The 18,617-nt window shown below is 67.5% G+C and carries 7 protein-coding genes; all 7 read right to left on the bottom strand.

Annotation, left to right across the window (positions count from 1 at the left end; translation table 11 throughout):
• Nucleotides 1-4 precede the first annotated feature (4 nt).
• The 7 genes from treY to L0U83_RS22045 all read right to left on the bottom strand — a co-directional run bounded on the left by treY (nt 5) and on the right by L0U83_RS22045 (nt 18,514).
• Entirely contained in the window at nt 5-2,893 is a 2,889-nt protein-coding gene (gene treY, locus L0U83_RS22075; RefSeq protein ID WP_233886225.1) for a malto-oligosyltrehalose synthase, read from the bottom strand.
• Nucleotides 2,890-5,127 (bottom strand): 4-alpha-glucanotransferase, encoded by a 2,238-nt coding sequence (gene malQ, locus L0U83_RS22070; RefSeq protein ID WP_233886224.1) that lies wholly within the window; start codon nt 5,125-5,127, stop codon nt 2,890-2,892. The genes treY and malQ overlap by 4 nt, the downstream gene beginning before the upstream one ends.
• The gene (treZ, locus tag L0U83_RS22065) at nt 5,124-7,025 is read right to left on the bottom strand and encodes a malto-oligosyltrehalose trehalohydrolase (protein WP_233886223.1); all 1,902 of its coding nucleotides are present in this window, start codon (nt 7,023-7,025) and stop codon (nt 5,124-5,126) included. The genes malQ and treZ overlap by 4 nt, the downstream gene beginning before the upstream one ends.
• A 38-nt stretch (nt 7,026-7,063) precedes the next feature.
• Nucleotides 7,064-9,292, bottom strand: coding sequence for a glycogen debranching protein GlgX (gene glgX, locus L0U83_RS22060; RefSeq protein ID WP_233886222.1), 2,229 nt, complete (start codon nt 9,290-9,292; stop codon nt 7,064-7,066).
• A gap of 69 nt (nt 9,293-9,361) precedes the next feature.
• A complete protein-coding gene (glgB, locus tag L0U83_RS22055) occupies nt 9,362-11,578 on the bottom strand; it encodes a 1,4-alpha-glucan branching protein GlgB (RefSeq protein ID WP_233886220.1) in 2,217 nt (738 codons plus the stop codon).
• A complete protein-coding gene (gene treS / locus L0U83_RS22050) occupies nt 11,571-15,026 on the bottom strand; it encodes a maltose alpha-D-glucosyltransferase (RefSeq protein ID WP_233886218.1) in 3,456 nt (1,151 codons plus the stop codon). The genes glgB and treS overlap by 8 nt, the downstream gene beginning before the upstream one ends.
• Nucleotides 15,023-18,514, bottom strand: a complete 3,492-nt coding sequence (locus L0U83_RS22045) for a maltotransferase domain-containing protein (protein ID WP_233886217.1) — start codon at nt 18,512-18,514, stop codon at nt 15,023-15,025. Before L0U83_RS22045 ends, treS begins: the two co-directional genes overlap by 4 nt.
• Between the last annotated feature and the right edge of the window lie 103 nt (nt 18,515-18,617).

Below are 18,617 nucleotides of genomic sequence, written 5' to 3'. Positions count from 1 at the left end.
CGGCTTAGCTACGCGTGAGGGTCGAGAGCACGGCCACTGGCATCGCGCTCAGAATGTCGCGCAGGGCGAGCGTGCCGCCTTCGCGCACCGTGTGCGTTGCGTCGCTGAGCCAGTCGTGCAGCGTGGCTTGCGCGCAGCCCTTGGGTAATTCAACCGTCGTATCTTCCCAGCGCGCGGGCGCGACGAGCGGCGTGTCGCCCTCCAGCAGCCCCGCTGCGAGGCGCGTGCCGATCACGACGGCCCACGCATTGCCATGATGGCGGGCAAATGCGATCACATGGGAAGCCTGCGCGCCACTCACCGTGAGCGGCAGATACTCGCCCTCGCGCAGCAGTTCCGGCATTTTCGCTCGCAGCGCGAGCAGGCGGTGCACCGTGGCCAGCTTCACGTGTGCGTTGCGCCAGTCCTTCAGCTTCGCGGCGGGCGCTTGATCGTCGAGCGCGGCCGCGCGGGCGGCGTAATCGACAGGCCGCCGGTTATCCGGATCGACGAGGCTGAAATCCCATAGTTCGGTGCCCTGATAAAGATCGGGCACGCCCGGGGAGGTGAGCCGCAGCACCGTTTGCAGCAGCGTATTGAGCGCGCCAACGGGCGCCACGCGCGCGACGAACCCGGCAAGCGCCTGCAAGAAGCCGTCGCGCCGTTGCGGCGCGAGGATATCGAAGAGAAATGCCTGGCACTCCGATTCATAGGTTTCGTCGGGCGAGAGCCAGTTCGTGCGTAGCTTCGCTTCGCGCAACGCTTTGAGCAGCCACTTCGAGACGCGCTCCGCTAGCGCATGCACGCCCGCTTCGTCGCCGGGGTCCAGTTCGGGTGGCCAGCAGCCCACGAGCGTTTGATAGAGCATCGCCTCGGCGGTGGGCCCCGGCGACCACGCCGCGCCGCCCGTCGCATCATTACGGCGATGCGTCTGGTTCAGCGTCGACCAGGCGCGCAGCGTATTGCTCCAATCGAGCGCGATCTCGCTCAGTACGGCGAGCCGTGCGCGCACGTCCTCGCCGCGCTTGTGGTCGTGCGTTGCCGTGGCGAGCAGCCCATAAGGCCGGCGCTGGCGCAGCCGGTTCGCCGCATGGAAGTCGTGTGGCGTGCGCGCGAAATCGTCGGGGTCCGCGCCCACCTCGTTACGCGAGAGCAGGCGTCCGTAGCGATAGAGCGCGGTGTCTTCCGTGGCCTTTGCCGCGAGCGGCGCGGTGAGTTGCGAGAACAGCGCGAGCGCCGTGCGTTGTGCAATGAGCGCGTGGCTGAGCGGCGTATTCGCCTGGCTGTTGCCCGCACTCGCGTTCGCACTCGTGCTGGCTGGCGCCGCGCGTGGTGTCCTGGCGCCGCCGCCACCACTACTGCCGCTGCCGCCACTGGCGTTGTTCGCGGCCGGTTCGGGAGCGCGGCCGCCTAGCCAGCCATCGACGAGATCCAGCGCCGTGAAGCTCGCGCGCGGCAGCGAGCGCCGCGCGGCTTCGAGCGCAACGTCGAAATAGCGGTTGTCGAGTGCGGTGCGCATGCCGTTCACCGGATAGATCCGATAGATCGGGAAGTACATGGCCAGATGCGCGGCCACGCGATGCACCGACGCATAGGTGGTGTCGCGCGTGCCCGGGAGTTCGCGCGCGATGCGGTGCAGCGCGCGCGTCGCATGGTCAAGCTCCGCGGGGAGATAGGCGGCCAGCATCTCGCGGCGCGCATCGAGCGCGTAGGCCGCGAATGGACGGTCGTCGCCGGAAATGGCGGCCCACGCTTCGGCGAGCGGCGCGGCGCCCGCGGGATCGTGCAGAAACGCACCCACGTCGTTCATGAAATCGTAGCCAGTGGTGCCTTGCACGGGCCAGTCGTCGCGCAGCGTTTCGCCTTGCGCAAGGATCTTCTCGACCACGATGAAGGGCGGCGTGGCGCGCAGCGCGGCGAGCCGTTGCCGCAGGCGTTCGCAGTACTCGCGCGGGTCTGCGAGCCCGTCGATATGGTCGATGCGCAGGCCGTCGATCACGCCGTCGGCGTAGAGGCGAAACACGAGCTTGTGGACGGCCTCGAACACGTCGTGGCGTTCCACACGCACGCCAGCGAGCGCCGTAATGTCGAAGAAGCGCCGCCAGTTGATCTCGTCGGTGGCGGTGCGCCACCAGGCGAGCCGGAAGTGCTGGCGCTCCAGCAGGCGGTGCAGCCGGTCGCGCGGCACGGGGTCGTCACTTGAATAGGATTCCAGAACGAAATCGATGGGGTCCGTGCCAGCCCGCTCGACAAACGCGCGCAGCGCGTCGCGCCCGGCGGCGGCGCGCGCCTGATCGTCGGGCTGGGTCGTGAGGCCCTGGAACGGCCCAGCGAGCGTGTTGAGATCGGCGCGGTTTGCGGACTGCAGCAGCGTTGCATAATCCGCCGGACAGATCGGGCACACGTGCGGCCCGTATTGCACGTAAAAACGCGCGGCGTCGGGGTCGAACTTCAGTTCGATACGCCCGGCCGCGAGTTCTTCGCCGTACTGTGCGCCGAGAAACGGCATCAGCACCTTACCGCGCAGGGCGGGGTCGGGCGAGTGCCAGTCCACGTCGAAGTGGCGCGCATACGCGCTGTGACGCCCCCATTCGAGGATGTCGAGCCACCAGGCGTTGTGAGCGCCGCCCACGCCCATGTGATTCGGCACGAAGTCGGCGATGATGCCCATGCCGCGCTCGTGCACTTTCGCGGCGAAGCGGCGCAACGCGCCTTCGCCGCCCAGCTCCGCGCTCACCGTGCTGTAGTCCACGGTGTCGTAGCCGTGCATCGATCCGGGCTGCGCGGTCGTGACCGGCGAAAGATAGAGATGGCTCACGCCGAGCGCGGCGAAGTAGTCGAGCTGCGCGAGCGCGTCGTCGAAGGTGAAGCCGTGATGGAGCTGCAGGCGCAGCGCTGCGCGAGGGTATGTCATGGCGTCGGCTTCTTTTCGGGCGCGTGTGGCGCGCCGCTGGCGGTTGGGTTGGCGTCATTCGCGCCTGCGCTCGGGTCAGCCTGCGCGCGCGCGACGGCCTCGCGTGCGCGTATGACGGCTTCAACGCGCGCGGCGACGGCCGGATCGGTGAACAGCGACTCGACGGGTAGCGGCATGCGGCGGCGCCAGTTCGGATGCTCGTCGATCGAGCCGGGCAGATTCGGCTGATCGGACAACGCGAGCAGGTCTTCGAGCGGGCACGTGACGAGCGGGCTCCTCGTTGCGGCGACATAGGCGAGCGCAGCATTCACGGGCGGATCGTCGGCTGGCGGCGGATGGGTGTCGCGCGGCGCGAGTCCGCTTTGCTGCAACGCATGCCAGAGCGCGACGCGATCTGTCGCGCGCCGTGCGTGATCGAGCGCGACGGGGTCGAGCCCATCGGCGCGCGGGAGCGTCTGGCCGATGCGGTTGCGCCAGTCGATATCCGCGCCGCTCCACCATCCCGCGACCGTCGGCAGATCGTGCGTGGTGGTCGTCGCGACGCCGTGCGGGTCCCAGCGCCCGGGCGCGAGAAAGCCGTTGCCGTCGCGCTCGAACCACAACACGCGAATGCCATACAGCCCGTGCGCGGCGAGCCGCTCGCGCAGCCCCGGCGGCACGGTCCCGAGGTCTTCGCCGATCACGATCGCGCGATGACGCCACGATTCGAGCGCGATGAGCCGCACGAGGTCGTCGAACGGATAGCGCAGATATGCGCCGTGGCGCGCACTTTCACCTTCGGGCACGAGCCAGAGCCGTCGCAGGCCGAGAATATGGTCGATGCGCACGCCGCCCGCATGGGCGAACGCGGCGCGCAGCATGTCGATGAACGCGCGAAAGCCGTTGGTGTGCATCGCGCGCGGTGAGAACGTGGTGAGGCCCCAGCTTTGTCCGGCCTGGTTGAAGATGTCGGGCGGCGCGCCTACGGAGACGCGTTGCAGCATGTCCTGCGGCAGCGACCACGCGTGCGAGCCGGCGCCGTCGCAGCCCACGGCGAGATCGGCGACGAGGCCGATCGCCATGCCGGCCTCTCTCGCGCTGCGTTGCGCGCTCGAAAGCCCTTCCGCAGCGAGCCATTGCAGGAAGCAGTGAAAGTCGACTTCGCGCCGATGCTCCTGCACAAACGTCGCCACGTCGGCGCTGCGCGGGTCGCGCAGCGGTTCGGGCCAGTCGCGCCAGTGGCGCTCGCCGCCAGGGCCGTGCAGCATGGCCTCTTGCAGCGCCTCGAAACGCGCGTGATCTTCGAGTGCTTCGCCGCCTTGTGCACAGAATGCGGCGAAGGCAGCGGCACGCGGCGAGCCGCTTGCACGCTCATCCGTGTCGAAGCGCTCGAACAGCGCGCGCAGCACCTTGAGCTTGAGCGGCAACGCACGCTGCCAGTCCACGAGCGGCGCGGCTTCGAGTTCGCGCCAGGCGTCGCCCGCATTCGCGGCCACGCTCGCGTCGTGCGCGGCCGCGGCGCCGAATACCGCGGCGGGGTCGATATGCGCGACATTGACCCACAGGCGCGATGACGGCGAATAAGGGCTGAAGTGGCCGGGCTCGGCGCTGAACATCGCATGGGTCGGGCTCACCGCGAGCGCTTGCGCGCCGCGCCGCGCGCTCTCGGCCGCGAGCGCGGCGAGCGCGGTGTAGTCGCCGATGCCGCCGTCGCCTTTACGTCGGAGTCCATACAATTGCGCGGCGAGTCCCCACAACGGCGGCACCGCGCCGCTGTCGCCATGACGTGCGCGCCAGGCGTCGGCAACCGTATGGCAATGCTGCGGCGCGACCGCGATCGTCAAGCGATGATCGTTGACCGTGAGCGTGTGGTAGCCCGGCTCCGCAAGCGGCGCGAGCAGCGCGCTCTCGCCGCGTGGCGAGGTGAAGCGGCCTTCGATATGCTCGCCGCTTTCGAGGTCGATGCGATAGTGGCTGCCCGCGCGCACGGCGGAAGGCGGCAGCTCGATGGCGCTGTCGTATTCGGCTGTGATGAGCGGCGGCAGGCGTCGCGCCGACTGCTCGGCGTTGAGCGCGGAACTGCTCTGGCGGATTTGCGCGGCATTGGCGCAAGGCAGGCCCGCGCATTCCAGCAGCGCGGCGAGCGTGCTGTCCGGCACGCGCTGCACGGCGCCGTGCGCGTCGGTCCATTCGACCTCGAAGCCCGCACGGGCGGCGAGGGTCGCGAGCGTTTCGCTGCGGCGCGCCGTGCTCATGCGTGCGGCTCCTCGCGATGCACGAGGCGCGCATCGTGCTCGCTCGAATACTCGGGTACGTCTCCGGTGAGCCACGCGATGCACGCGCTCTCGGGCAGCACGCCATTGTCGGCATGGTCGCGCGCACGCGGCGGCGTTTCGAAGATCACCATGCCTTCGGGCCGCGGACTGAGCAGCACGCCGTCACGGCCCAGGTTGAGCGCGATCGTGAGCGTTTCGCCATCGTCGAGCCGCCAGCGCGCGACGAGCGCGGCGAGGCCATTCGCGGCGTCGTCGGCGAGCACGGTCGCACCGAGCGCGCGCGCGTGGCGCAGGCGCGGCATGAGCAAATGCGCACGCACGCAGAGCGCCGATTTGTAGAAGTGCATCCATTCGAGCCGTTCGCCGTCGAGCGGTGCATCGGCCGGCGGTGACGAATTTATGAAGGTCTGCAGATCGTTCGGATCGGGAATGCGCGCGCGGCTCGCCTCGTCGTTGAACGCGCTGAATGCCTTGAATTCGCGGCGGCGCCCTTCGCGCACCGCATCGGCGAGTTGGCCGGTGAAGGCGGTGAAGAACTGGAATGGCTGCATCGAGCCGTATTCCTCTTCCATGAAAAGCAGCGGAATTTGCGGCGAAAGCAGCAGCATGGCCGTGGCCGCGCGCAAGGCGTCGTCGTCGGCCAGCGTGCGCAGCCGGTCGCCGAACGCGCGGTTGCCGATCTGGTCGTGGTTCTGCAAAAACATCACGAACGCGGTAGGCGGCAGGTGCGCGCTCGGTTCGCCGCGCGGCTTGCCCGCATGCACGGGCGACGGATCGCCCTGGTACACGAAGCCCTCGCCGAGCACGCGCGCGAGTTTGCCGATGGGGGAATGCGCAAACGCGCGATAGTAGCCTTCCGATTCGCCGGTCAAGAGCACGTGAAAGCAATGATGAGCGTCGTCGTTCCATTGCGCGCTGAAGTGAGACTCAAGCAGATTCGCTTCGTTGTGCTCGTTTTCGAGCACGAGGTGCACGTGCCTGCCCGGCTCCACGCGCGCCTTCACATGGTCGGCCAGCTCGCGCAGCCAGTCGGTGTTGCCGATCGCATGTGCGGCGTCGATACGCAGCCCGTCGAAGCGGTACTCCGTGAGCCAGTAAAGCGCGTTGTCGCAGTAGAAATCGCGTACTTCGAAACGGTCGAAGTCGAGTGCATCGCCCCAGGGGGTCTTCACGCCTTCGCGGAAAAACGGCTTGGCGTAGTGGCCGAGCCAGTTGCCGTCGGGGCCGAAGTGGTTGTACACGACGTCGATGAACATCTGCAGCCCCAGTCCGTGCGCCGCATCGACGAGCGCTTTCAGTTCGTCAGGACTGCCATAGGCCGCGTGCGGCGCGTAAGGCAGCACGACGTCGTAGCCCCAGCCGCGCTCGCCCGGGTAGTCGTTGAGCGGCATGAGTTCGACGGCCGTCACACCAAGCGCCGCGAGCGCGGGCAGACGTTTCATGACACCTTGATAGCCGCCCAGCGCGCCCACGTGCAGCTCGTAGATCACGGTCTCTTCCCACGGGCGTCCTTGCCAATGTGCGTGCTGCCAGGCGTAGGCGCGCGGGTCGAGCACCTCACTCGGGCCGTGCACGCCCTGCGGCTGGAAGCGCGATGCGGGGTCGGGAACGCGTTGCTGGCCGTCGATGCAGTAGCGGTACAGCGTGCCCGGCCCGCACGGCGCCTGCGCTTCGAACCAGCCGTTGCCGCTTGGCGTCATCTCGAGCGGCGGCGCGTCCGTCGCGTTCTCGAAGACGACCTGCACCGTTTGGCACGACGGCGCCCAGAAGCGAAAGCGCGTATGCGGCTGGGCGTGCGCCGCCCCGATCAGCTGTGCGCCGAACGGCAGGCAATGCATGTACTGGCGGGCGTGCGGATCGTGCGAAAGCGGGGACATGGTCGATTCCTGGTTTGCTTCCTCGTTGCTTCCTTGGCTCATCCTGTGGCGGCTTCGTCAGGGCCCGCGGGGGAACCTGGCGCAGGCGCGCCCGGCGTGCGGCGCGGGTCCGGCGTCGGCGTTTCGTCGCGCGTGCCGTGTGTGCCGTGCGGCCGGTGCACGTCGGCACGCGCCGGACGGGCGCGCAGCACGGCGAGCGCTCGCGCGGCCAGCTCGTACGTCGTGTCGGGCAGCGCGTAGGGCGCCGCATCGGGACGCGCGGTATCGAGCAGCACCTCCCATGCCATGCGCGGCGCGGGCGCGGCGAACGTCACCGCGCCCTGCGAAGCGTTCAGCATCATCAACAATACTTCCATTTGGCCGTGGAGTCCCGCTCCCGCGCGCCGCATCGTGAATGCACTCGCCTCCGGGTCGTGCCAGGCCTCGGGCGAGAGCGGCTCGCCGCGTTCGTCGAACCAGTCGATGTCGTGCACGCCGGGCGACAGTTCGCGCTCGCCGAACAGAAAACGCGTTTCGCGCAGCAGCGGATGCTCGCGGCGCAGCGCGATCAAGCGTGCGGCGAAACGCGTCATGGCCTTGCCTTGGGGCGTATCGGCGAGCGCCCAGTCGAACCACGAAATATCGTTGTCCTGGCAGTACGCATTGTTGTTGCCGTGCTGCGTGCGGCAGGCCTCGTCGCCCGCGAGCAGCATGGGTGTGCCGAGCGCGATGAAGAGCGTGGCCATCATCGAGCGGGCCACGCGCGCGCGCGTGGCGAGGATGGCCGGGTCGTCGGTGGGGCCTTCGACACCCCAGTTCGCGCTCCAGTTTTCATTGTGGCCGTCGCGGTTCTCCTCGCCGTTGGCCTCGTTGTGCTTGTGCTCGTACGAAACGAGGTCGGCGAGTGTGAAGCCGTCGTGCGAGGTGATGAAGTTGATCGACGCCCAAGGCCGGCGTTTGCGCTTGTCGAACAGATCCGCGCTGCCGGTCAGGCGTGCCGCGAGGTCGGCGCGCTGGCCCGGCGCGCCGCGCCAGTAGCGCCGCACGCTGTCGCGAAAGCGGTCGTTCCATTCGGAAAAGCCGGGCGGATGGTTGCCTAGCTGGTAGCCGCCGGGGCCCACGTCCCACGGCTCGGAAATCAGCTTGCATTGTGAAAGCACGGGGTCCTGGCGCAGCACGTCGAAGAACCCGCCGTTCGGGTCGAAGCCCGCGGGCTCGCGCCCGAGCGTCACCCCAAGGTCGAAGCGAAAGCCGTCGATGCCGTATGACGTGCACCAGTGGCGCAGCGAGTCGGCGACCATCTGCAGCACGCGTGGATGCGAAAAATCGAGTGTGTTGCCGCAGCCCGTGTCGTTGATGAAGTGGCGCTCGTCGCCGGGCACGCAGCGGTAATAGCTGGCGTTGTCGAGGCCGCGCCACGAAACGGTGGGGCCCATTTCGCCGCCTTCGCACGTGTGGTTGTAGACCACGTCGAGAAAGACTTCGATGCCCGCTGCATGAAGCTGGCGCACGGCAATGCGCATTTCGTCGGTCTCGTAGCCCACCAGGTAGCTGGGCTCGGGGGCAAAGAACGCGGCTGCGTTGTAGCCCCAGTAGTTGCGCAGTCCACGATCGATCAGAAAGCGCTCGGAGAGAAACGCGTGCACCGGCAGGATCTCGATGGCCGTCACACCGAGTTTGTGCAGATGCTCGATGAAGCGCGGCGCGGCAAGACCGGCAAACGTGCCACGCACGTTCGTGCGCAAATCATGACGCTGCATCGAAAGCCCGCGCAGATGCGCCTCGTAAATCACGGTGTCGCCCCACGGCGTATTGGGCCGCCGGTCGCGCGACCAGTCGAAGTTGTCGTTCACCACCACGCACTTGGGTATGGCTGGCGCGGAGTCGCGCCGGTCGATCGAGAGATCCGCGCGGTTGGAATGGGCGCGATATCCGTACAGTGTGTCCGACCATCGAAACTGGCCGATGAGCTGCTTCGCATAAGGGTCCAGCAGCAGCTTGTGCGGATTGAAGCGGTGCCCCAGATGCGGCTGATAGGGCCCATGCGCGCGCAGGCCATAGACGGTTCCGGGATGCGCTCCGGGCAAATAGCCGTGCCATACCTCGTCAGTGCATTCGGGCAAGGTGTAGCGAATGCGCTCCTTGCGGCCGGTGGGGTCGAAAAGGCACAACTCGATGCGCCAGGCGTGGGCCGAGAACACGGCGAAGTTGGTGCCGAGGCCGTCCCACGTCGCCCCGAGAGGCCAGGGGGTGCCGGGCAGCAGGCGCTCAGGCGGACCGTTTGCCATGACGATGCTCCATCTGTTGTTTTTCGTTTTGCATCGGATTCCTGCTCAAATCCTGACGCCGCACCGGCGCTACCGGCGCAGACGCAGGATCAGCGTGCCGAGCGGCGGCAGGACGAGCGCGGCCGACTGCGGCTTGCCGTGGCTTGCCACGCCCTCCGTGACAACGAGGCCCCCATTGCCCATGTTCGAGCCGCCATACACCTCGGCGTCGGTGTTGAGCGCTTCTTCCCACTGTCCCGGCTGCGGCATGCCGATACGGTAGCCGTGGCGCGGCACCGGCGTGAAGTTGCAGATCACCACGATCTCTCGGCCCGAGCCGTCTACGCGGTGCCACGCCAGCACGCTGTTTTCGCTGTCATCGGCAACCAGCCATTCGAAGCCGCCGGGTTCCGAGTCGAGCGTGTAGAGCGCGGGTTCACCGGCGTAGAGGCGGTTGAGGTCGCGCACGAGCGTTTGCACGCCGCGGTGCAGTGGATCGTCGAGCAGGTTCCAGTGGGGCGTGCCGTCGTGATCGAATTCGGCCATCTGCCCGAACTCGCCGCCCATGAAGAGCAGCTTCTTGCCGGGGTGCGCCCACATGAAGCCGAAATACGCACGCAGGTTTGCGAACTTCTGCCAGCGGTCGCCGGGCATCTTGCCGAGCAGCGACCCTTTGCCATGCACCACCTCGTCGTGCGACAGCGGCAGCACGAAACGTTCGGACCACGCGTAGACCATCGCGAACGTCATCAGGTGATGGTGATAGCGGCGATAAACGGGGTCTTCCTGCATGTAGTGCAGGGTGTCGTGCATCCAGCCCATGTTCCACTTGAACTGGAAGCCGAGGCCGCCATCCTCGGGGCGCGCCGTGACGCCTGGCCATGCTGTGGATTCCTCAGCAATGGTGATGACGCCGGGGCGTTGCGGAACGTATTGCGTTTCGTGATTGAGGCGCTTAAGAAACGCGATCGATTCGAGATTTTCGCGGCCGCCGTAGATGTTGGGCACCCATTCGCCTTGCGCGCGCGAATAGTCGCGATAGAGCATCGAGGCGACCGCGTCCACGCGCAGCGCGTCCACGTGATAGCGCATGAGCCACGCAAGGCCCGACGCGACCAGGAACGCGCTCACCTCGCGGCGCCCCAGGTTGTAGATCATCGTGTTCCAGTCGGGGTGATAGCCCTCGCGCGGGTCGGCGTGCTCGTAGAGCGCCGTGCCGTCGAAATCGACGAGACCGTGCGCGTCGTTCGGAAAGTGCGCGGGCACCCAGTCGAGAATCACGCCGAGCCCCGCTTCGTGCGCGCGATCGACAAACGCCGCGAAGTCCACCGGCGCGCCAAGGCGCGCGGTGGGCGCGAACTGCGCCAGCGGCTGATAGCCCCACGAGCCGCCAAACGGATGCTCCGCCACAGGCAACAACTCGATGTGTGTAAAGCCCATGCCCTGCGCGTAGGGGATCAGACGCTCGGAGAGCGCGCTCCAGTCGGGCGCGGGCGCATCGGCGCCTTGCGTGGGCAGCCACGAAGGCGCATGCACCTCGTAGACGGACATGGCCGCGCGCGCGTTCTGCCGTTCCGCGCGTGTTTGCAGCCACTCCTGATCGCGCCACGCGTAATGGTCGATCGCTTCGACGGGCGCGACGATCGACGCCGTGCCCGGCGGGCATTCCGTCTGCAGCGCGCAGGGGTCGGCCTTGAGCGGGAGAACCACGCCGCGCGCGCCAAGGATCTCGTACTTGTAGCGCGCGCCGGGTGCGACACGGGGAATGAAAAGCTCCCATACGCCCGCTTCGTGGCGCAGCCGCATGGGGTGACGCCGCCCGTCCCAGGCGTTGAAGTCGCCCACCACGGAAACGCGCTTCGCATTCGGCGCCCAGACGGCGAAGCGCACGCCGGGCACGCCATCGCACGTCTGGGGCCGCGCGCCGAGACATTCGAGCACCGCGTAGGGGTCGCCGTCGGCGAGACGCACGAGCGCTTCGTGCGAGAGCTGTGGGCCGAATGAATAGGTGTCCTCGATTTCCTGGCTCACGCCATGCCAGTCGACCACGAGCCGGTAGGGCACCGCTTCTGCGAGCGGCCCCGCATAGAGCCCTGCCGGATGCACGAGCGAAAGTTCGCCGAGCGTGTGGGCGCGGTCGCGCGCCACCACGCTCGCGCCTGAAGCGTTCGGCAGCCATGCGCGCACGTAGGGCGCGCCGTCCACCCAGTGCAGCCCGAGCACGGCGAAAGGATCGGCGTGGTACGCGCCGGCGAGTGCGTCGGCGTCGTGCGGATTCAGGCCGGCTTGGGGCACGCGATCAACCATGGCCACCTCCGCCGGAATGCGATTGCGTGGACTGCGTGGGCGTGAGCCCGAGCACGCGCGCCGCCAGCGCTGCGAGGCCGCGTATCGGCAGTGCGAGCCAGGTGGGGCGGTTTGCCGCTTCGTAGCGGATTTCGTATGCCGCCTTCTCGATCAGGAACAGGTCGAGCAGCGCCTGCTCCTGCGAAGCGCTCACGAGCGTGAGCGGTCCTTCGGAGACGGCCGCGCGGTACTGGCTCAGGAACGCTTCGGCCGCATAGCCGCGGAAGCGCTCGAAGAGGGCGCGCTTGCGGTCGACGACTTGCTGCGGGGCGTTTTCGAGCGTCGATTGCGCGGCAGCGCCCGCATACGAGAGCGAGCGCAGCAGGCCCGCCACGTCGCGCAGCGGCGAGGTCTTCGCGCGCCGGTATTCGAGCGCCCGCGCGGGCTCGCCTTCGAAGTCGATCAGATACGCGTCGCCCTGGGAAAGCAGTACCTGACCCAGGTGGAAATCGCCGTGGATGCGAATGCGCGCGGCCTTCGTGTCGTCCGGCACGAGTTCGTCGACCTTTGCGACGAGCGCCTTGCGTCGATCGATCAGACTGCGTGCGAGATCACGAGCGTCCTGATCGAGCGTTTGTTCGTCCTCGCCCGTATGCTGCGCGACGATGTCGAGCGCTTCGTTGAGCATGGTCTTCGTGTCGGCGACCCACGCACGCACATCGTCGGGCGTGGCGGCAACGGGTGAGAAAGCGTCGTCGTCGCTGGGTCTCGAGAGCATCGCGTGCAGTTCGCCCAGGCGCTTGCCAATGGCGCCGATCACCGCGCAGTAGCCTTGCACGGCTTCTTCCTCGTGCGCCTGGTCGACGCTCGTGTCGTCATCCATCGCGAGCGCGAGTTCGTCGATCGCGCGGCGCAGATAGTCGAGCGCCCAGTCCCATGCGTTGCCCTGGTTGTCGATGAAACCCTGCACGATGATGAGCGTGTGCGGCACGCCGGCAGGATCTACGCGCACCACTTCGCCGTAGAGCGGCGCGGTGTTCGCGTAGCCGAGTTTCGTGAGGTAGCGGCTCATTTCCGCTTCGGGGTGCACGCCCGCCATCAACCGGCGCACGATCTTCAGCACAAGGGTTTCCGCGATCACGAGCGAACTGTTGCTCTGCTCCGCGGCGAGCCAGCGTACTTCCGGCGTCTCGCCGAGGTCGAGTTCGGCGAGGCGTTCTGTCGGCTCGAAGCGGATGGTGCTCTGCTGCACGGTGGGCACCGCGGCGCGTTCGCGCAACTTGCGCAGGACGCCGTAGGCGAACCACGGCAGCGAAAACGCATCGGTGAGATAGCCCACGGTGCGCCCGCGCCGCACGCGCGAGAGCGCGAGCTGAATGTGCAGCGGCGTCGTGATCTCGGTGCCCCATGTGATGGCGATCGGGAGGACGTAGCGCTCGCTCGTGCCATCCGCGAGTTCGGCCTCGATCTCCGTGAACGCGAAGCCCGCGCCGTGGATCGTCGTCAGTGCCGCGAGGCGCACGGCGCGCAGCGCCTTGTCCTTCGCGGCGAACCAGCGGCGCCGCGAGAGCCACGAAGGCAGCACTTCGGATTCGAGCAGCCGCACGTTTTCCGGCGTGGCGCCAGCCTGTCCTTCGCGCAGCACGACTGTCACGAACTCGGGCAATTGCTCAGAGGTCGGCTGACTCCATGAAGGCCGTTGATTGCCGGCACTCAGGAGGAACCACAGGAAGCCGTAGGGCGGGAAGGTCAACAGATAGGGGAGCTGACCAATTGCCGGGAACACGGAATCCGCCGTCATTTCCACGGGGGACATGCCTGCGAATTCGGAAAGGTCGAGTTCCACCGCCTGCGGCGCGCGAGAGAGATTCGCCACGCATAGGATCGGCGCTTCGCCGGGCATTTCGCGCAGATACGCGAGGATCTTGCGGTTTGCAGGACGCAGAAAGCGGATCGCGCCGCGGCCAAACGCCTGCTTCGCCCGGCGCGTGGCGAGCATGCGGCGCGTCCAGTTGAGCAGCGAATGCGGATCGCGGCTCTGAGCTTCGACGTTGATGGCGTCGTAGCCGTAGAGCGAGCCCATGAGCGGCGGCAGCACGAGCTGTTCGGGATCGGCGCGCGAGAAGCCGCCGTTGCGGTCCGACGACCACTGCATCGGCGTGCGTACGCCGTCGCGGTCGCCCAGGTGAATGTTGTCGCCCATGCCTAGTTCGTCGCCGTAATAGATCACGGGCGTGCCAGGCATGGAGAGCAGCAGCGAGTTGATGAGTTCGATGCGGCGGCGGTCGCGCTCCATGAGCGGCGCGAGGCGCCGGCGAATGCCGAGGTTCAGGCGCGCGCGCCGGTCGCTCGCGTAAGTGTTCCAGAGGTAATCGCGCTCGGAGTCCGTGACCATTTCGAGCGTGAGTTCGTCGTGATTGCGCAGGAAGATCGCCCACTGGCAGGTCGGCAGCAAGTCAGGCGTCTGCTTCATGATGTCGAGGATCGGGAAGCGGTCCTCGCTTGCAATCGCCATATAGAGGCGCGGCATGAGCGGGAAGTGGAACGCCATATGGCATTCGTCTTCGTTGCCGAAGTACTCCTGCACATCCTCCGGCCACTGGTTCGCTTCGGCCAGCAGCATGCGGTTCGGGTAGTTCTCGTCGATGGCCGCGCGAATCCGCTTGAGAATGCCGTGCGTTTCAGGCAGGTTTTCGTTGTTCGTGCCTTCACGCTCTACGAGGTAAGGCACGGCGTCCAGGCGCAGCCCATCGATGCCCATGTCGAGCCAGAAGCGCATGACTTGCAGCACTTCGCGCAGCACGGCCGGATTGTCGAAGTTCAGGTCGGGCTGGTGCGAATAGAAGCGGTGCCAGTAGTACGCGCCCGCGACGGGGTCGTGCGTCCAGTTCGACGGCTCCGTGTCGATGAAGATGATGCGCGTGCCCTGGTACTTCTGGTCGGTGTCGGACCACACGTAGTAGTTGCGATGATTCGAGCCCGGCTTCGCGCGGCGCGCGCGCTGGAACCACGGGTGCTGGTCAGACGTATGGTTGATGACGAGTTCGGTGATCACGCGTATGCCGCGCGCGTGCGCTTCCTGAATGAAGCGGCGCACGTCGGCGAGTTGCCCGTAGTCGGGGTGCACGTTGCGATAGTCGGCAATGTCGTAGCCGTCGTCGCGGCGCGGCGAGGGATAGAACGGCAGCAGCCAGATTGCCGTCACGCCCAGGCCCGCGATGTAGTCGAGCTTCGCGAGCAGGCCAGGGAAATCGCCCACGCCATCGTTGTTCGAATCGAAGAACGACTTCACGTGCACCTGGTAGATGATCGCGTCCTTGTACCAGAGCGGGTCGTCGGAAAGCACGGACGTCTTGCCGCGCCGTTGCGTGCCGCGTTCCTCGTGGTGCGGGTCGTGTGCGGTCGAGTCTCGCGTGACGGTCTGCACGTTCGTCGCCACAGGCTCGTGCGTAGCGGGGTCGCGTTTCATGTCGCTCCTTCGGGCGGGAAGTCGGCGTCGAGTTCGGGATGGCCCTCGATGTGCTCATCGTGTTCAGGCGGCGGTTCTTCGCGCGGCAGGCCCTTTGCGGGCTCGACGCGCCAGATCGCGAATGGGCGCGCATGCGGGTCGAGCCGCACGTGCTGCCAGCGCCCGCGCCACTCGAAGCGATCGCCCGTCATTTCGTCGACTACGTTGAGCGCCGCGTGGTCGTCGAGGTGCCAGCGCTGGAACGTCGCCCACGAAAGTTCGAAGTCGGCGCCCTGTTCGTTGAAGGCGTCGAGATTGATGGCCACGACGATCACGTTGTCGCGCGCGGGCGTGGCCTTCTCGAAGCAGAGCAGCGAGTCGTTGCGCGCGTCGAGGAACGTGATGCCGAGATGCGTCTGCAGCGCCGGGTTGGCGCGGCGAATGCGATTGAGCGTGGCGATCTCCTCGACGATGTTGCCGGGACGATGCCAGTCCCAGGCGCGCAACTGATATTTTTCGGAGTCCAGATATTCCTCCGAATTGGGCATGGCGCGTCCTTCGCACAGCTCGAAGCCGCAATACACGCCCCACAGCCCGGAAAGCGTCGCGGCCAGCGCCGCGCGGATCAGGAAGCTCGAACGCGCGCCGGTCTGCAAATGGCGCGGATTGATGTCGGGCGTGTTGACGAAAAAGTTCGGCCGATAGAAGTCGCGCACCTCGGTTTGCGAGAGTTCCGTGAGGTACTCCGTGAAATCGCGCTTCGATTCGCGCCACGTGAAGTAGGTGTACGACTGCGAGAAACCGAGCTTGGCGAGCCGGTACATGAGCCGCGGGCGCGTGAAGGCTTCGGAGAGGAAAATCACGTCGGGGTGGCGCGCGCGCACGTCGGCGATCATCCATTCCCAGAATGGAAGCGGCTTGGTGTGCGGGTTGTCCACGCGGAAAATGCGCACGCCCGTGTCTACCCAGAACAGGATCGCGTCGCGCAGCGCGAGCCACAAAGCGGGCTTCGAGTCGTGCGCGTAGAACTCGGGGTTCACGATGTCCTGATACTTCTTCGGCGGGTTTTCGGCGTAGCGCAGCGTGCCGTCGGGCCGCCATGCGAACCACGTGGGATGCGCCTTGAGCCACGGGTGGTCCGGCGAGCATTGAATCGCGAAATCGAGCGCGATTTCGAGGCCTTGTTCGTGCGCTGCGGCGAGCATGCGGCAGAAGTCCTCGAGCGTGCCCAGCTGTGGATGCACGGCGGTGTGGCCGCCCTCGGCCGCGCCGATGGCATAGGGGCTGCCCACGTCGCCCGGCTGCGCATTGAGCGTGTTGTTGCGCCCCTTGCGGTTCGCGAGGCCGATGGGGTGGATCGGCGGGAAGTACAGGACGTCGAAGCCCATTTCGCGAATGCGCGGCATCTTCGCGATTACATCGTCGAAGGTGCCGTGGCGCGATTCGTCGTCGCTCATCGAGCGCGGGAAGATCTCGTACCAGCTCGCGAAGCGCGCGGCGCTGCGCTCTACCTCCACACGACCCACGATTGTGTCGAGCGAAAGGAACGGACGATGGCGCGCGGCGCGCACGGCTGCGGCCGTCGAAGGCGCGGCGATGATCGCGCAACGTGTTTCGGTGTCCGCAGCAATGAAGCGTTTGACGATGGCGTCGAGCGTTTCGTTGATGCGCTTCTGGTCGTCGTCACCCGTGCCCGACGTTTCTGCTGTCGCGAGCACGAGCGCGAACAGGCGGCTCGCTTCCTCCAGCTCCAGATCGACGGGCTGGTTCGCCGCGCGCTTCTTGTGCAGATGTTCCGCGAGCGAGGCGAAGTCGTCGCGCCAGGCAATCACGACGTACTCGTAGCGCCCCACGCGATCGAGCGGAATGCGGCCCGCCCACAGGTCGGTGCCTGCCGGCGGCAAGGGCGCCATGGCCGACTCGTGCCAGGCCGTTTCGTCGGCGGCGCGCCAGAGCACGGCGGCGTCGATGCGGTCGTGGCCCTCGGCGAAGATCGCCGCGCGCACTTCGCAGCGCTCGCCCACGGTACGCTTCGCGGCGAAGCGTCCGTGATCGACCAAAGGCTGCGCGCTCTCGATCGCGATGCGGGGCGCCGCGATCGCCTCGAGCACGCTCTTGTGGCCGCTCGTGTCCGTCTTGCCGCGGTCTTCGGGTGGCGCGAGCACCACGAGCGGGCTTGCGAGCGCGCGGAAGATCCAGCACGCGCCGGCAGGCAGCGTGAACGTGTCGGGGATCGCGCTCGCGTCGCGCGCCGCGGGCAGGCGTGCGCCGCGCAGCGTTTCGGCATCGAGCGGCGCGAAGCGCGTGAAGCCGCCAGGTACGCCGTCGAGCAGGCGCGAAAGATCCACGCGCACAGGCGCGGCGAGCGCGGGATTGATGAGGGTGAGCACGGCGTCGCCCGCGTCACGCAGATCCGCGCGGTCGCCGCGCACGAGCGCCGCGACGCTGGCGCCCGGGCCATTAAGCGCGCGCACCTCGCCGTTGGTTTGCAGTGTCCACGTCTCGCGTTGCAGCGCGTTGGCGTGCGCGACATCGGCGCTTAGATCGAATGGTGCGCGCGCTTTCGCGGCTTCCCACGCCTGCGCGCTGTTGCCGCTGTGCGCGGTCGCTTCGTCCACGCCGTATTCGAAGCCCATCGGCATGAGCCAGCCGGTGCCGAGCGCAGCAGCCGCGCGCAGCATGCGGCGATAGGCGCGTTCGACGGCGCGCGCATCGGCGGCGCCTTCCAGGTCGTGCGTGTAGCGCGCGCCATAGGGCGCTTCTGGAAACGTTATCGGTGAGCCCACGCGGCGCAACGCGGCGTGCTCCTCGACCATCCAGCTCGAAGAGAAGTCCCACCAGCGCAGCGACGAAAAGGCGGCGTCGAAGCCTGCACCTTCGAGGTGCGCGAGCGCCTCGCGCGGCAGGCCGGGCGAAGCGGCGAGCCAGCGCGCTTGCGGAAAGCGCGCGCGTACGGCATCGAAGATCGCGCGCAGCACATGCGGCGGCGTGCGGTGCGGCGAGTCCACCCGAAAGCCGCCGATGCCCGCTTCGACGAGCGCGATGGCGCGCGCGGTCCACCATGCGATGAGCGGCGCGCTCGCGCGCTCGAAATCGGCATAGGCGACGTTGGCTTCGCGATGGCCGTGGCGTGGGTCGAGGCGTGCGTCTTCGGGCTCGAAGGGGTGGAACCACTCGGGATGCGCGGCGTAGAGCGCGCCATCGGCGGCGCTGCGGTCGAGCACGAGATCCGCGAGCAGGGTGACGCCGCGCGATTGCGCCACGAGGGCGAGTTCGCGGATGGCGTCGTCGGCGGAAAGCGGGGAGCCGAAGGCCGCGTTCAGGCGCGCATGGTCGGCGACGATGCGGTCGTCGCCCGACGCGCCCGAGGCGAACAGCGCGCCGATCAGGACGTGATCGAAGCCAAGCGACGCCGCGCGGGCGATGTGCGCCGGCCACGCGTCGAGTGGTCCCGCAAGGACGGAATGGACGAAGTAGATCCGCGGCGCATAGGCGTGGGGAGGTTCCATCGGTCGTATTCCAGGTACGTCAGGCGAAGGGGATGCACGACGGGGTTAGCCGCAATGCGATCGCGCCGCCCGGGGGCTGCCGGAGCGTGCCGCGCTGCGCGTG

Source organism: Paraburkholderia flagellata (genome assembly GCF_021390645.1).
Taxonomy (GTDB): Bacteria; Pseudomonadota; Gammaproteobacteria; order Burkholderiales; family Burkholderiaceae; genus Paraburkholderia; species Paraburkholderia flagellata.
The sequence above is the reverse complement of the archived record's forward strand: the minus strand, read 5'-3'. Positions and strand labels throughout refer to the sequence as shown.

What these genes read in the sequence shown, in the direction of transcription:
- treZ (WP_233886223.1), bottom strand. Translation starts at nt 7,025, where the DNA reads ATGTCCCCGCTTTCGCACGATCCGCACGCCCGCCAGTACATGCATTGC.
- treY (WP_233886225.1), bottom strand. Translation starts at nt 2,893, where the DNA reads ATGACATACCCTCGCGCAGCGCTGCGCCTGCAGCTCCATCACGGCTTC.
- malQ (WP_233886224.1), bottom strand. Translation starts at nt 5,127, where the DNA reads ATGAGCACGGCGCGCCGCAGCGAAACGCTCGCGACCCTCGCCGCCCGT.
- glgB (WP_233886220.1), bottom strand. Translation starts at nt 11,578, where the DNA reads ATGGTTGATCGCGTGCCCCAAGCCGGCCTGAATCCGCACGACGCCGAC.
- glgX (WP_233886222.1), bottom strand. Translation starts at nt 9,292, where the DNA reads ATGGCAAACGGTCCGCCTGAGCGCCTGCTGCCCGGCACCCCCTGGCCT.
- L0U83_RS22045 (WP_233886217.1), bottom strand. Translation starts at nt 18,514, where the DNA reads ATGGAACCTCCCCACGCCTATGCGCCGCGGATCTACTTCGTCCATTCC.
- treS (WP_233886218.1), bottom strand. Translation starts at nt 15,026, where the DNA reads ATGAAACGCGACCCCGCTACGCACGAGCCTGTGGCGACGAACGTGCAG.